This is a genomic window from Micromonospora sp. NPDC023644 (assembly GCF_040640115.1).
Lineage (GTDB): Bacteria > Actinomycetota > Actinomycetes > Mycobacteriales > Micromonosporaceae > Micromonospora.
Genome location: NZ_JBFABA010000013.1, coordinates 74,034 through 85,979, shown reverse-complemented (window position 1 = coordinate 85,979; position 11,946 = coordinate 74,034). Strand labels below are relative to the sequence as shown.

General features: G+C 71.6%; 20 protein-coding genes. 3 read left to right on the top strand and 17 right to left on the bottom strand.

The genetic code is table 11. The annotated features are described in order from the left end of the window. Positions 1-247 precede the first annotated feature (247 nt). The 7 genes from AB0G08_RS13200 to AB0G08_RS13170 form a co-directional block, all read right to left on the bottom strand. Entirely contained in the window at positions 248-565 is a 318-nt protein-coding gene (locus AB0G08_RS13200) for a hypothetical protein (protein ID WP_358086858.1), read from the bottom strand. After that, the gene (locus AB0G08_RS13195; protein ID WP_358086857.1) at positions 565-759 is read right to left on the bottom strand and encodes a hypothetical protein; all 195 of its coding nucleotides are present in this window, start codon (positions 757-759) and stop codon (positions 565-567) included. Before AB0G08_RS13195 ends, AB0G08_RS13200 begins: the two co-directional genes overlap by 1 nt. Then, positions 756-914 carry a hypothetical protein gene (locus tag AB0G08_RS13190; RefSeq protein WP_358086855.1) on the bottom strand — a complete coding sequence of 53 codons (159 nt, stop codon included), beginning with the start codon at positions 912-914 and terminating at the stop codon, positions 756-758. Before AB0G08_RS13190 ends, AB0G08_RS13195 begins: the two co-directional genes overlap by 4 nt. Further along, positions 914-1,177, bottom strand: a complete 264-nt coding sequence (locus AB0G08_RS13185) for a hypothetical protein (protein ID WP_358086853.1) — start codon at positions 1,175-1,177, stop codon at positions 914-916. Before AB0G08_RS13185 ends, AB0G08_RS13190 begins: the two co-directional genes overlap by 1 nt. A 77-nt stretch (positions 1,178-1,254) precedes the next feature. Next, positions 1,255-1,440 carry a hypothetical protein gene (locus AB0G08_RS13180; RefSeq protein WP_358086851.1) on the bottom strand — a complete coding sequence of 62 codons (186 nt, stop codon included), beginning with the start codon at positions 1,438-1,440 and terminating at the stop codon, positions 1,255-1,257. Between the two features lie 87 nt (positions 1,441-1,527). Next, entirely contained in the window at positions 1,528-1,698 is a 171-nt protein-coding gene (locus AB0G08_RS13175) for a hypothetical protein (RefSeq protein ID WP_358086849.1), read from the bottom strand. Between the two features lie 24 nt (positions 1,699-1,722). After that, positions 1,723-2,169, bottom strand: coding sequence for a transcriptional regulator (locus AB0G08_RS13170; RefSeq protein ID WP_358086847.1), 447 nt, complete (start codon positions 2,167-2,169; stop codon positions 1,723-1,725). A gap of 95 nt (positions 2,170-2,264) precedes the next feature. On the opposite strand from AB0G08_RS13170, the gene AB0G08_RS13165 reads away from it, so the two are divergent. Next, the gene (locus AB0G08_RS13165) at positions 2,265-2,501 is read left to right on the top strand and encodes a hypothetical protein (protein WP_358086845.1); all 237 of its coding nucleotides are present in this window, start codon (positions 2,265-2,267) and stop codon (positions 2,499-2,501) included. Positions 2,502-2,614: 113 nt separating this feature from the next. Next, on the top strand, positions 2,615-3,103 hold the full coding sequence (locus tag AB0G08_RS13160) for a hypothetical protein (protein WP_358086843.1): 489 nt from the start codon (positions 2,615-2,617) through the stop codon (positions 3,101-3,103). Positions 3,104-3,179: 76 nt separating this feature from the next. Here the strand turns inward: AB0G08_RS13160 and AB0G08_RS13155 are convergent, their stop codons facing one another. Next, on the bottom strand, positions 3,180-3,545 hold the full coding sequence (locus tag AB0G08_RS13155) for a hypothetical protein (RefSeq protein ID WP_358086841.1): 366 nt from the start codon (positions 3,543-3,545) through the stop codon (positions 3,180-3,182). A 21-nt stretch (positions 3,546-3,566) separates the two neighbouring features. Between AB0G08_RS13155 and AB0G08_RS13150 the strand changes: the two genes are divergently transcribed. Beyond that, entirely contained in the window at positions 3,567-3,839 is a 273-nt protein-coding gene (locus tag AB0G08_RS13150) for a hypothetical protein (protein WP_358086839.1), read from the top strand. A gap of 16 nt (positions 3,840-3,855) precedes the next feature. Here the strand turns inward: AB0G08_RS13150 and AB0G08_RS13145 are convergent, their stop codons facing one another. Genes AB0G08_RS13145 through AB0G08_RS13105 form a run of 9 tightly spaced genes read right to left on the bottom strand, consistent with a single transcriptional unit; the run spans position 3,856 to position 11,938 of the window. Next, on the bottom strand, positions 3,856-4,302 hold the full coding sequence (locus AB0G08_RS13145; RefSeq protein WP_358086837.1) for a hypothetical protein: 447 nt from the start codon (positions 4,300-4,302) through the stop codon (positions 3,856-3,858). After that, positions 4,281-4,715, bottom strand: coding sequence for a hypothetical protein (locus AB0G08_RS13140; protein ID WP_358086835.1), 435 nt, complete (start codon positions 4,713-4,715; stop codon positions 4,281-4,283). The genes AB0G08_RS13145 and AB0G08_RS13140 overlap by 22 nt, the downstream gene beginning before the upstream one ends. Then, positions 4,715-5,545 carry a hypothetical protein gene (locus AB0G08_RS13135; RefSeq protein ID WP_358086834.1) on the bottom strand — a complete coding sequence of 277 codons (831 nt, stop codon included), beginning with the start codon at positions 5,543-5,545 and terminating at the stop codon, positions 4,715-4,717. Before AB0G08_RS13135 ends, AB0G08_RS13140 begins: the two co-directional genes overlap by 1 nt. A gap of 10 nt (positions 5,546-5,555) precedes the next feature. Next, entirely contained in the window at positions 5,556-6,278 is a 723-nt protein-coding gene (locus AB0G08_RS13130) for a PIG-L family deacetylase (RefSeq protein ID WP_358086832.1), read from the bottom strand. A gap of 16 nt (positions 6,279-6,294) precedes the next feature. After that, positions 6,295-6,834, bottom strand: a complete 540-nt coding sequence (locus tag AB0G08_RS13125; protein ID WP_358086830.1) for a hypothetical protein — start codon at positions 6,832-6,834, stop codon at positions 6,295-6,297. Position 6,835: 1 nt separating this feature from the next. After that, complete coding sequence (locus AB0G08_RS13120; RefSeq protein ID WP_358086828.1) at positions 6,836-7,231, bottom strand: hypothetical protein; 396 nt, start codon at positions 7,229-7,231, stop codon at positions 6,836-6,838. Beyond that, entirely contained in the window at positions 7,228-8,793 is a 1,566-nt protein-coding gene (locus AB0G08_RS13115; protein ID WP_358086826.1) for a hypothetical protein, read from the bottom strand. Before AB0G08_RS13115 ends, AB0G08_RS13120 begins: the two co-directional genes overlap by 4 nt. Then, positions 8,793-11,597, bottom strand: coding sequence for a hypothetical protein (locus tag AB0G08_RS13110; RefSeq protein WP_358086824.1), 2,805 nt, complete (start codon positions 11,595-11,597; stop codon positions 8,793-8,795). Before AB0G08_RS13110 ends, AB0G08_RS13115 begins: the two co-directional genes overlap by 1 nt. After that, positions 11,597-11,938: a hypothetical protein gene (locus AB0G08_RS13105; protein WP_358086822.1), complete on the bottom strand. Its 342-nt coding sequence runs from the start codon at positions 11,936-11,938 to the stop codon at positions 11,597-11,599. The genes AB0G08_RS13110 and AB0G08_RS13105 overlap by 1 nt, the downstream gene beginning before the upstream one ends. Between the last annotated feature and the right edge of the window lie 8 nt (positions 11,939-11,946).

The following is an 11,946-nucleotide window of genomic DNA, read 5'->3' as shown; positions in this document are numbered from 1 at the left end:
TCATCGGCGAGCCTGCCGGCGGCCAGGATCATGTCGGCCGGATCCGTGCCGGCCTCCCGTGCCTTCTCCTCGGCGTCCTCACGCAGCCGGTCGCGCAGCTCGTCGGCCTTCGGCGCACCGATGCGGAAGGTACGCATCAGTCGATTGCGGCTGGGCATCGTGCCCAGCTCGGCGGCCAGCTCGCGGGCCTTCGGCAGCAACGCATCGACGGGCTGCGGGTACTTCACGCCGTTCACGGTCGGGGCGGTCATGCGTTGGCCTCCTGCTTGTCGAGCAGATCAGTGAGGGTCATGGCGGTGGGCTGCTCAGGCAGGGCGGCAGCCGGCCGGGGGTCGAGGACGACGGGCCGCATCAGCCAGCGGCGGCGGCCCTCCCGGTAGCCGCGCCGCGCCAGCCGGTACACGCGCGGCGCACCCCACCGGACGGCGACGAACACGGCGAGGAGCAGGAGCTGCACGGCCTGGGCGAGGGCCTTCAGCAGCTCCCACAGGGCTCGGCCGGTGAAGGCGAGCAGGAAGCTGCCGAGGCCGCGCTGGCAGCCGCAGGTGCCGGAGATCGTGCACATCAGTGCGTCAGCTCCTTCCGACGCGGCTGCGACGCCCGGCGCTGTGCCGCACGCTCGGCCGCCGCCCGGGCGCGAGCGGCCTGCGCAGCGTCGTCGGCCGGCTTCTGCACGAGCAGGTACGCGAGGGCCACCGGGCCGCCGAGGGCGACGGGCCCGCCGGTGAGGATCAGCAGGAGGTGACCGGCGGCGCTCACAGCACGCCTCCCACCTGCGTCGAGACGCACATGCCGCCCGCGCCGACCTGCTGGCCGGTGCACGGCTCGGACTGGTGGTTGGACATGAACGCCATGGCGGCGAGAGCGGCGCACACGAGGACGGTGCGCTTCACCAGCTTGTCGACGAACGCCATCACCGGTCACCGCCGTTCGCCTCGACGAGGACCAGGCGGTAGCCGCTGCCCGGCCGGTACTTGTCCGGGTCGAGGGCCAGGAGGGTGCGGAACACGCTGAGGGCGCCGTCACGGTCGGCGGCGGTGTGGATGTCGCGGGCGGTCAGCGTCGCGTTCGTCAGGCCGTCGGGGCCGGAGGCGCTGCTGGCGTCGATGGTGCGTTCCTCGACGCGGAACCCGGTGGTGGGCTGCGCAGACGTGAACGCGTAGTTGATGATGGGCATGGGTCAGGACTCGCTTCCTGGTCAAGGGCCCTGGCCGGCGGCGGAATCGCTCGGCCGGGGCCCGCTTACGTGGCTGGTTACTTGCCGCCCTGGACGTAGCCGTGCGGGTTCTTGCCGCCGTGCATCCGCTTGCTGTGGGCGTTGGCGTCCTTGTTGGCCTCGCGGAACGTCCTGCGGACCGGGCCGCGCATGTCGTGGTCCGAGCAGCCGCCCCGGAACGCGCTGCCGTCGGTGCTCGTCGACTTCTTGCTGAACAGGCCCACGGCGGGCCTCCCTTCGGTGTGCTGGTCCGGTGCTCTGGCCGGCTCCGCGCGGGCATCCGGCGATGGGCGGATGCCCCACGGGGGCGGTCAGGCCCGGCACTTCCCTGCGTGCGCGCTGGTGGCCACCAGCGCCGGAGCAAGGCCGATCTTCTCCACGCTCCAGCCGCAGCCGGTGCAGATGCCCTGGAACTTGTTGCCGAGCTGGTAGACGTAGGCACGCTTCAGGCCGGCGGTGAGGATGTCCCTCGATACCTGCATTGCTCTGCTCCTTCGGGTAGTGGGTCAGGCGGCGATGATGAGGGCGGCGATGAACAGCCACCCGACGTGCCAGGACTGGTCGAGGGCGTACGCGCCGGTGCCGAGCGATGGGTTGTCGTCCCGGCCCGGGCGGGGAGCGCCGAGGGCCAGGAAGCCGGCGAGGCCGAGCCGGCCGGCGATCCAGCGCAGCGGGGTGCGGCGGTCGGCCAGGTAATGCGTGCCGAGGTTGACCGCCATGCCGGCGGCGAGATGGGCCGGGGAGACGGTCAGGTTGAGCACGAGGACCAGGGCGCCGATGGCGGCGAGCTGGGTTGCGCCGTAGGTGGCCACGTGCGCGGCACAGGCCCGCCGACCGGCCCAGCCGGGCTGCCCCTTGTGGGCGGCTTGGTGGTCGGTCTGGATCCAGTGGTCGGCGACCTGGTGGGCGGCGTACAGGGCCGCGAACACGGCGGCGAAGTCGGCGGTCGTCATCTCGGCCTTCCTGGTTTCGCTTGCACGTTTGCGTCTCTGATGAGACGCTAACCCCGCCAAGGATGCTGTGTCAACTGAGACAGGGAGCTGATAGCGTGATCGACGTGATCCGGCCCAAGACGACCTACACCGACGAACAGAAGCGCCTACGCGCCGCCGCCATCGACAAGGCGCAGGCCGCAGAGCGGGCCGAGGAAGAGGCGTGGGAGGCCATCAAGGCGGCCCGGGACGCCGGAGTGCTCGACACCGACCTGTGCGGCGACATGACGCCAGCGCGGTTCAACCGGGCCACCCTCAACCGGAAGTACGGTCCGCGCCCACGCTCGGCCTGACCCCAGACACGCGACAGCGCCCCCGCCCGGCCCGAAGGCTGGACGGGGGCGCTGTTGCGTCGGCTACCCGACGGTGGGGCTCCCTTGTGGCCGCTGGTCGCTACCCTGCCCGGATGCGCCGTACCCTCCACCTCCCCGCCGCGCTGCTGCTGGTCGCCGTCCTGGCCGGCTGCGGCAGCGACCCTGAGCCGGCCGCCGCCCCGCCGTCGAGCGCCCCGGCCGCGACCAGCGCCGGCCCCGGCCCGACGCCGAGCGCCAGCCCGACGCCCAGCGCTTCCCCGTCCCACAAGCCGACCCTGCCGACGGAGATGACTGACGAGGGCGGCAGTTGCGTGTCCAAGAACCGCTGCGGCTACTACGTCGCGGGGTCGAGCTGCAAGAACGTGGAGTGGTGCGAGAAGGCGCACCTCGTCGAGCCCGGCACCTGGGTGACCGAGGGAGGGTCGGACCCTACGGACTGCATGTGGGGGGTGTCCCTGCCGCCGGACTACGGCGTTGACGACGGCGGCTACGCCCCGCACTACCTCCAGGTCGAGGTGCCGAAGGGCGCCATCTTCAGCACGCGTGACTGCGCCGCCGGCTGGACCTGGCTGCACCCCTGACCCTGGACACGACGAAAGCGGCCCCGCCACCCTCGAACCGAGGGCAGCGGGGCCGCAGTCTGTGCAGGTGGTGGTGCTACATGCCGTCGGCGGCGACCGGCGTTCGGCTGGCGACGCCGTTGCCGGACACCGCGGGGGTGACCGCCACGCCGGCCGCCGTCAGGCCGGCCAGCACGAGGACGATCCACTCGCCGGAGTCCAGGCCGCCCAGCACGGCGGTGGCGAGGGCCTGGAGGACGGCGAGGACGACCGCGACGGCGGTCTTGGCCCACCGGTACTGCGGGGCGAGGGGCACGAGGTACACGCCGGCGGCGGTCGCGGCGGCGATGCTGATCTGCACGACCTCTTCGGCGTCGATGCGGTTGTCGCCTCCGAGGGCGGCGTACGCGGCGACGAGGACCGCGCCGATGACGGCGGCGATGGCCTTGCCGTACTTCTCCATCAGGTCTCCTAGGGTGTGGTGATGGCTGGGATGCCGCAGTTGCGTGAGCACGGCTGGCTGTACGGGCCGGGCGACCCGTGGGCGCCGCTGGCGGTGGTGCGGTTGTTCGAGCACCGCGACGGGTCAGGCCGGTGGCAGGTGCGGTTGAGCGTGAACGGCCCGCAGGATGGCGAGGAGCCGTCGCAGGTCGTCGACTACGCGGACGAGGCGTCTGCGCGGGCGGAGCTGGCGCGGCTGTACGCGCAGGGTGAGGCCGACGGGCAGTGGCGCATCCGCCAGCCCGACGGGTACTGAGTCGGTCGGTCCCCCGCTACACCGACCGGCCGTTCACCGCGCCCGGGCGCCCGACGAGCTTCCGCAGCGCCGGCACGTCCGGCTCGGGACGCCACACCTCCGCCGCCACCGAGATCAGCGTGTCCGTCAACCGGGCCGCCGCCTGCTGTGCCATGTCGAGCTGAATCTGGATGGCGTCGAGCTGGCCGCGTAGCCGCTTGACGTCGCCCTCAGCCTCTTCCTTGATTCGGTCGGCGCGCTCCCGGGACTCCTGCGCCTCCCGGCGGGCGTCCTGCTCGCTGACCTTCAGCTGCTTGGCCCACTCCAGCAGCGCAGTGTCCCGTTGCGCGCGGCCCGCGACCCGGCTGGTGATGATGCTGGCCCCGACCACCGCGCCGCCGGAGAGCAGCCCTACCACCACCGGCGTCCAGTCGATGCCACCGGCCGACGCAGCGGCGAAGATCACTCCAAGGGTGGGGTCCACGCGGGCCGCCCCTCTCCACTGTCGATGGGCTCTGGCCAGCCCGCGATCAGACCCACGATCAGCGCGAACGCCCCCCACACCGCAGCAGACACCCAGCCGTCGGGCAGCTCCCCAAGCAGCCACCCGCACAGGTACAGAGAGCACCAGAGCACCTTGATGCTGATGGCGGCTACGAACGCCACCCGGTCTTTGCCTCGGACGGCCCCACCGGCGCAGACCACGGCCACCACGGCCCACAGCGCCGCCCACGGCCACAGCGGCACGGGTCCGTGCAGCCACGCGTAGAGGGTGTTGCTGTCGGGGCGGGCGGTGGCCAGGCGCAGGCCGTAGGCGGTGTCGAGGGCGGCGAACGCCAGCAGGGCGCTGCCGCGCCTGCCGACCCGCCCGTGCAGGGCGTTGGCCGCCCGGCGCATTAGCTCTGCGGGGCGTCGGCGACGGAGCCGAGGACCCGCCGGAACACCCGCTCCAGCTGGGCGTCGTCCACCGGCGCCCCCGGCGGGAGCTCCGCGGCGATGGCGCGGGCCAGGTCCCCCGGCTTGGCCAGCGCCACCAGCATGGCGTGCGAGGCGAACAGCACGTCCTTGACGGTGCGGGTGTCCCGCTTGCCGTCTCCGCGCTCGTCGACGTACTCGGCGGCCTTCGCCGCCCACACCACGTTTGCGTCGGCCTCGGTCAGCATGTCGTCCTCCTGCGGTGCGGTCTGCGGCGCCGACAGGACGCCGATGTGGATGAGGTAGCGGCGGAACAGGGCCGTCTGGTCCCGGCCGGCCTTGATGGCGTCGCGGTGATACGAGATGTGCGTGTGCCAGCGGTGCGAGCTGTCGCCGCTGGAGCGGCGGCCGAGGCGGTCCCAGCGGCGCACGACCTGCCCGTCGGGGCTGTAGATGACCTCGCGGATGTCGCGGGTGTCGTCGGCGCCCGCCTTGCACTGCGCGACCAGCCACATCGAGAACGTGGCCAGCGTGTGGCGCTTGCCGCGGACGGAGACGGAGAAGTCGCCGACGTCGAGCGCGGAGGCGAACTCGGTCAGGCCGGTCCGGTCCCGCGGGGACTCGACGACGGAGTAGTCGCCGGACACCACCCGGTCGGAGCCGCAGTGGTAGCCGCCCCGGTGGGCGGGGTCCCCGACGATGCCGACCTCGGCGGGTTCCAAGTCCTGCGACCGGACGGTGTCCTCGTCGATGTTCAGGTGGGCGAGCAGCAGCCGGCGGACGGCCAGCAGGTTCTCCGGTGCCCTGGTCACGGCCGCCTCCTCACTTGTGCACCAGGCACTTCGGGTCGGCCTCGACGGTGCGGAACGCCGCGTACACGGAGTGGTAGCCGCAGGCGAACACGCCGGCGCGGGGCTGCCAGCTCCCGTACGCCCGGCAGGCGTTGCGGGCCCGGGCCGTCACCGCCGGGCTGGACGCGTAGTCCCACCAGTGCTGGACCTGCGACAGCCGCGAGTCCTGCCAGTACATCGGCAGGATGTAGTAGCGGCGGTCCCACCAGCGCGTCGGGTTCTCCGTGCCGAGCTGCTGCACGGCCCGGCCGGCGGCGAGGTGGTCGGGGTGGTTGTCGACGGTGTGCGACGGCGCCCACAGGCCCACGTCCCCGCCGATCGCGTCGGCCGTCGAGACGATCGCGGCCTTCGCCGCCGCGATGGTGACGCCCTCGTTGGGCAGGCCGGCCTCGTGGATGCGCTCCTGCGGGATCCCGAGCGCGCCGGCCGCCGCCACCAGCTCGCGCAGCCTCGCCTCGCCGAACGTCTGCTCCGTGAGCAGCTCGTAGCCCTCGAGCGCCGGGTTGTGGGGCACACCCCACCAGCCCATCGTGCCGCCGCCGTTGAGGCCCTCCAGCACCACGGACTTCTCGCCACGGGACAGGAGCAGGATGTGCACGTCGCGGCCGGCGGCAACGTGCTCGGCCAGGACCACGCCGGCGGCGAGGGTCTCGTCGTCGGCGTGCGGAACAACGAACAGGGCGGGACGGCCCACAGGGTCCTCCGAGGGGTTAGAGAGCGATGACGGTCAGACGGCGGTCACCGAAGCTGCCCGTGCCGCCGTTGGTGTGGTACTTCGCGGTGAACGTGTTACTGCCGGGCGTCAAGCCCTCCTCGAACATGACCTGCCCGCAGCGGGCCTCCTGGCCGACCGTCGAGGACTGGAACCGCAGCGAACTCGCGTCCTGCGGGGCGCGGGTGGTCGCGCCGGTGACCTGGTAATCCATGTACGTCTTGGCGTTGGCGGTGCTGTTTGACATCAGCGCAGACCACAGCAGGATCGCCTTCGTGCCGGTCGTGACCGTTACCGACGGGCCCACCGTGGCCAGGTCCGTGTAGCCCGTCGACCCGGTCGTCTGCGTCGTGGCGATGGCGTCCGACTCGACGGCCCGTTCCGCCACCGAGTTAGGGCCGGTCGTGACGATCAGTCGGCCCGCCGTCGTCGCCTTCGCCGGAGCCGTCTCCAGCAGGTTGTCGCGGACGCTGGCGTTCCACTGCGCCGCCGTCAGCGCCGTGTTGCTCACCGCCGTCAGGGGCGTTGACCACGCCATGTCAGAGTCCCTTCACGATGCCGGTCACGGGGTCGAACTCCAGGCCGAGACCAGCGAGGAGAGCGCGGGCCTGCTCGGCGCGATCCACCGATGCCTCTTCCTGCGCGCGAGCTTCCTCACGCAGCTCCGTCACGGTCTGCCCGTGCGGCTGTCCCGACCTCAAAGCCGCCGAGTGGCCTTGCGGAAACCAGTTCCGGGTGCGCTCCTGCGGACGCTCGCCGAGGACCGCGAGGATCTGCGCGATGTCGTCCGGCCACTGCACCGTCAGCGGATGCCCAGCGGCGCACACCTCCGACGCCTGACCGGGCTGGACCTCCCGGGCGTCGAGGCAGCCATCGTGGGGGCACTCGACGACCATTCGCCCCCAGTTGATGTAGACCTGCGCGATGTCGGTCACGTCGCGAACACCCCCTGGTTGAAGCCCTTGCCGACGGCATTGAAGGTGAACATGTTCGATGGGTTGTCGATGCCGTTGACACCGAAGGCGCCCTGGTCGAAGCCCTTGCCGGCGACGTTGAACGTCAGGACGTTGCTGGGCTGCGACGGCTCCACCACCTCGCAGGCGAGCTCGACCTCGTGGATGAGCCCGAGCTTGCGGATCGTGTGACTGATCCGCTCGATGATGAAGCTCGCGTTGACGCCGAGCACGTCGTTGCGGACCGTCACCCGGTCGGAGATGCGCCGGGTCAGGATCTGCGTCAGGTACGCGTCGTCGAGGTTGGCGATCCTGAAGGTGACCACCGGCCGGGCCGTCGCGTACGTCGCCACGATCCGCGCCGCGATCGCCCGCGCGTCGTACACCGACGCCCACGGCACCTCACCCGGCCACGTCTGCCGCCCGTACGTGCCGACGCTCGACGGATCCTCCTCGACGACCCGCACCGTCCGGGCCACCGCCAGCGGGTACGCGCGCACCGCCAGCCGCGTGAGCAGCGCACCCGCCCCGCCAGCGGTCACGAACAGCGTGATGGACTGCCCGGAGGTGCGCGACAGGGAGACCGTCACCGACCCGTACCGCAGCTCGTAGTCCACGCCCTCCACCGGCGCCACCGCGCCGACGAACGGTTCGTGGCCCTGCACCGTGATCGGCAGAGACTCGCCCGCCGCGAGGGTGAAGGGCTGGTCGGTCTCCCACACCCGGGCGAGGGTGCCCGGCTGCCGCTGGTCGACGCTGAAGTCGGCCACGTTCGCGATGGCCTTCAGGCCGTGGTTGTAGGTGAACGAGCCCTTCAGCACCTTCAACTCGCTGGCCGGCCCGGACCCGGCGGGCACCCGGTGAGAGAAGGTGGCCTGCGACGTCTGCGACGCCGCCCGCATCAGCCGGTGGTGCCGGTCGCGGAACACGAACGTGCCGCCGTCGACGTACGCGATGGCCGGCGGGCCCTCCGACGCGACGATCCTGCTCACCGCGGTCGCCGCGTCGGTGCCCTCCTCCCACCACCAGGGCATGAGGGTGGCGCCCGGGTCAATGTCCCGGCCGCCCCGCCAGCCGATCGCGTCGAGCACCAGGCCGATCGCGGCACCAGTGCGCAGCCCCGAGTACACCGGCGTGGACAGCCGCTCGGCGCCCGGCCGGCCCCACGCGTCCAGACAGTCGACGGTGACGTCGTGCGCCGCGGCGCTCGGGTCGGCGTCCAGGTCGTCGATGACCCCGGCGAACAGGGTGCGTAGGGCGCCGCTGCTGGCCTGTGTGACGGTCAGCTCTACTGGCGTGCCTGGCACCACCCGGCCGGCGATCGGCGAGCTGGTGTTCTCCGGGGAGAACTGCCGGCCGTCGTTGCGCAGCCCGGCCGTCAGCTTGCCCGCGCTGGTGTCGGTGCTGGCCTGCGACGTGTCCCGCCCGTACGCCACCGTCAGGACCGGCTCGTCGAGGACGTATGACGACACGTCCTCCAGCGTCCCGGCGTACGTGCCCCGCCTCGACCAGTCGACGCCGAGGCGGTAGCCACGGACCGCCATCAGATCTTCCTCTCCCGCTTGAGCTGCTGGTAAGCGGACAGGACCAGCTCCTGCGCGGCCTGCTTGCTGGTGACCGGGCCGTGGAAGTGGAAGTGCACGGGTGCGCCGCCGGGGCCGTGCACGCCGGGCGTGACCGTCTCCGGCCGGTAGTTCTCGCCGAACGAGTACGTCGTGCCCGACGCGCCGACGCCGAAGATGGGTTCGCGGATGATCCCGCCGCGGGCCATCGCCCAGTGGTTGTGGGCGTTGCCGCCAGCGAAGTTGTGCTGGTTCCACACCGCGCCCGTGTACCGGTGCCCACGCCCGTTGAGGATGTTGTACTCCTGGAACGGGCTGATGAACTCCTTGGTGCGGGCCCGGTAGTTCGACCACACCCAGCGCGCCATCTGCCGGTCCGGCGGGTAGTCCACCGCCCGGTTCCGCGCGTGGTAGCTGAGGTTGCCCGACAGGGTGCGTGAGCCCGGCCGGAACCCGGAGATCAGGCCCAGCGCCGGGAACGCCTGCCGCAACACCTGCACCATCCACGGCGCCGTAGCGCCACCCTGCGGGGCCGCCGGAACCACCCGCTGCGCCGCAGCCTCCCGCGACATCACGAACGTGTCCCGCACATCCACCGGGTACTTCATCCGTCGGGCCCAACTCGCCCCGGCGAGGGCGCCGATCGCCCCGCCGTCGGCATAGCCGGCCACGGGCGGCAGCTCGCCGCGCTCGTTGATGTAGTCCAGAGTCGAGCGGCCCAGCTTCCGCGCCGACCGCTGCCGGATCATGTACTCGTCGGCCGTCGCCCAGATCGGAATGTTGTCGGCGGTCTCCGACGGCGAGTGCCCGGGGATCGGGCCGCCGTCGGCCTTCAGCAGCCGCGGGTTGATCGGGTAGCCGCCGAGCACCTGCTCCTTCGCCTGGCCGAGGGTGATGCCCTGCGCCAAGCTGCGCTGGAAGATGTAGAGGTCCGTGAGGCTGCCGACGATGCGGTCCATGCCGTCGACCAGCAGGTTCGTGGTCTTGCTCGGCGGGATGTTGCCGTACGTCTTGATGAGCTTCTCGGTCTCGGTCTTGTTCAGACCCAGCCGGCGGGCCTCCTCCTTGATCGCCTTGATGCGGCCCTCGTGCTTCTTCGTCGCCTCCGCGACACTCGCACCAGTCTCGATCTCCGCGTACGCCAGGTCCGACGACCGGCCGATCAGCTCCTGCAAGGCGTCGCGGTTGGTGCGGCCCTTGTCGGTGTTGATCGACAGGCTGCGGCCGTTCTGCTCCACCGAGGCGGACAGGCCATCCCACGACGCCTGGTAGCCCTCGTTCGCCTCGCTGTTGCGGATCGCGGCGCCGAACATCTGGTCGTGGGCCTGCCGCAGCAGGTTCGCGGCGGTCTTCTGCGCCTGCATCTCTCCGGTGACCAGGCCGAGGCTGGTGAGCAGTTGGTCCATCTCGCCCTGGGCCATCGCGTCGACCTGGCTGAGCAGCCGGGTCTGCGCCTCCAGCTCCTTGGCGGTCTTCGCCGTCGCCACGTACTTGCCGGACGCGTCACCGAGGGAGCGGTTGACCTCGTCGAGCTTCGAGCGGAACGTGCCGGAGGCGTCGGCGGCGGCGATCTCCCCATCGGTCAGGCCAGCAGCCTTCAACGTCGCGAAGTCGGCCGCCTCGGCGGTGCCGAGGGTGGCCTTGCGGTACGCCTCGGCTTCCTTGCTGCCGGCCTTGAAGCCGTCCGCCGTCAGGTCGAGCTGCCAGCCGAAGTTCTCCAGCGCGCCACCCGACGACAGCCAGTCCTCGGTCCAGTAGCGGCCCTTGTCGATGGCGGTGTCGACCGCATCCGACCAGCCCTTCACCGCCGCAGCGGCATGGACGATCCCGCCGCTGACCCGGATGAAGTTCGCCACCGACATGGACAGGTCATCGATGGCCGAAGCGCCCTCGTCGGCGTCCTCAGCGAGCATGGTGAACGTGTCGCCGACCGCCTCACCGAGCCGGTCGAACGCAGCCCCGATGGACGCCACCGCCGGGTCGGCCTTGTCGACCACGTCAGCGATGCCGGCCACCATGCGGCGGGCGCCGCCCACGCCGCCGGCGACGAGCGGCTCCACGAACCGCGACGACGCGAAGATGCGGTCCAGGTCCGGGCCCATCTTGCGCCACTCGCCGCGGATGTCGCTGATGCCGTCGAGCACCACCGGCACGAACCCCGCCGCGCGGCCCTCCAGGTCGCCGAGGATGAACGCGCCCAGCGACGCACCGGCCTCCTTCACCCGCGAGTCGCGGGCAGCCAGCTTCACGCCGCCGATGACGCCACCGATACCAATACCGCCGACCACCGCGCCGGCCACACCAGCGGCCAGCGTCGGCGCCAGCGCAGCAGCCAGCACAGCGCCGGCCGCGCCAGCACCAGGCCCCACCGGCATGGACGCCATCAGCGGGCCGACGCGGGCCCCGAACCTGGCCACGAAACCGTGGGCCGCCTCTTCCCCGACGTCGCCGATGCTCTTACGGAACCGGCCCAGGTCGGCGAGTGCCTTGTTCGCGCGGATCCGCAGCTCGACGTCGTCGGCGTCCTCACGCAGATTCTCGAGCCGCGACTGCGCCGCCTCGATCGCCTTGATGGCGTCGCGGGGGTTGCCCTTCAGGTCCAGCGTCGGCAGGTCGAACTTCTTCAGCTCGCGGTCGATGCGCCGGGTCAGCGACGACGAGAACTCCTTGCCGACCTTGTCGCCCTCAGGCTTGGTGTCGGTCTTGCGCAGCTTGTCCTTGAGCTGCTGGTCGAACTTGCTGGTGTCCGGCTCGACCTTGACGAACGCCTTCCGCAGGATCGCCATCAGTCGTCGCCTCCCGTCAGGCCGCCCGTCGCGCCGTGCTTGATGGCTGCCGGCACGAGGTGCGGGCGCGGGGGTACGTCCTCATGGCCTGCCTCGACGATCCACCCGTACCAGCCGCGTTTCGTCCACCCGACGCCGTAGAAGATGAGCCCGGTGCGTTCGTCTTCCATCCGCTCGATGCCGATGCCCTTGCTCTTGAGCTGCCCCGACTCCGACGGGGCTAGCAGGCGGGCGTCGCGGGCGATGTCGGAGGCCAGCTTGCGGGTCTCCGCCTGCACCTCGGGCAGCTCGGAGAGGGCGACCAGCACGTCCTGCGGGATGCCCCGGCTGTCGACGTCCACGGTCGCCC

Coding starts and splice junctions, on each gene's coding strand:
- AB0G08_RS13175 (WP_358086849.1), bottom strand. CDS start 1,698: ATGCAGGTATCGAGGGACATCCTCACCGCCGGCCTGAAGCGTGCCTAC.
- AB0G08_RS13125 (WP_358086830.1), bottom strand. CDS start 6,834: ATGGCGTGGTCAACGCCCCTGACGGCGGTGAGCAACACGGCGCTGACG.
- AB0G08_RS13140 (WP_358086835.1), bottom strand. CDS start 4,715: ATGCGCCGGGCGGCCAACGCCCTGCACGGGCGGGTCGGCAGGCGCGGC.
- AB0G08_RS13110 (WP_358086824.1), bottom strand. CDS start 11,597: ATGGCGATCCTGCGGAAGGCGTTCGTCAAGGTCGAGCCGGACACCAGC.
- AB0G08_RS13150 (WP_358086839.1), top strand. CDS start 3,567: ATGGCTGGGATGCCGCAGTTGCGTGAGCACGGCTGGCTGTACGGGCCG.
- AB0G08_RS13190 (WP_358086855.1), bottom strand. CDS start 914: ATGGCGTTCGTCGACAAGCTGGTGAAGCGCACCGTCCTCGTGTGCGCC.
- AB0G08_RS13115 (WP_358086826.1), bottom strand. CDS start 8,793: ATGGCGGTCCGTGGCTACCGCCTCGGCGTCGACTGGTCGAGGCGGGGC.
- AB0G08_RS13185 (WP_358086853.1), bottom strand. CDS start 1,177: ATGCCCATCATCAACTACGCGTTCACGTCTGCGCAGCCCACCACCGGG.
- AB0G08_RS13160 (WP_358086843.1), top strand. CDS start 2,615: ATGCGCCGTACCCTCCACCTCCCCGCCGCGCTGCTGCTGGTCGCCGTC.
- AB0G08_RS13170 (WP_358086847.1), bottom strand. CDS start 2,169: ATGACGACCGCCGACTTCGCCGCCGTGTTCGCGGCCCTGTACGCCGCC.
- AB0G08_RS13200 (WP_358086858.1), bottom strand. CDS start 565: ATGTGCACGATCTCCGGCACCTGCGGCTGCCAGCGCGGCCTCGGCAGC.
- AB0G08_RS13155 (WP_358086841.1), bottom strand. CDS start 3,545: ATGGAGAAGTACGGCAAGGCCATCGCCGCCGTCATCGGCGCGGTCCTC.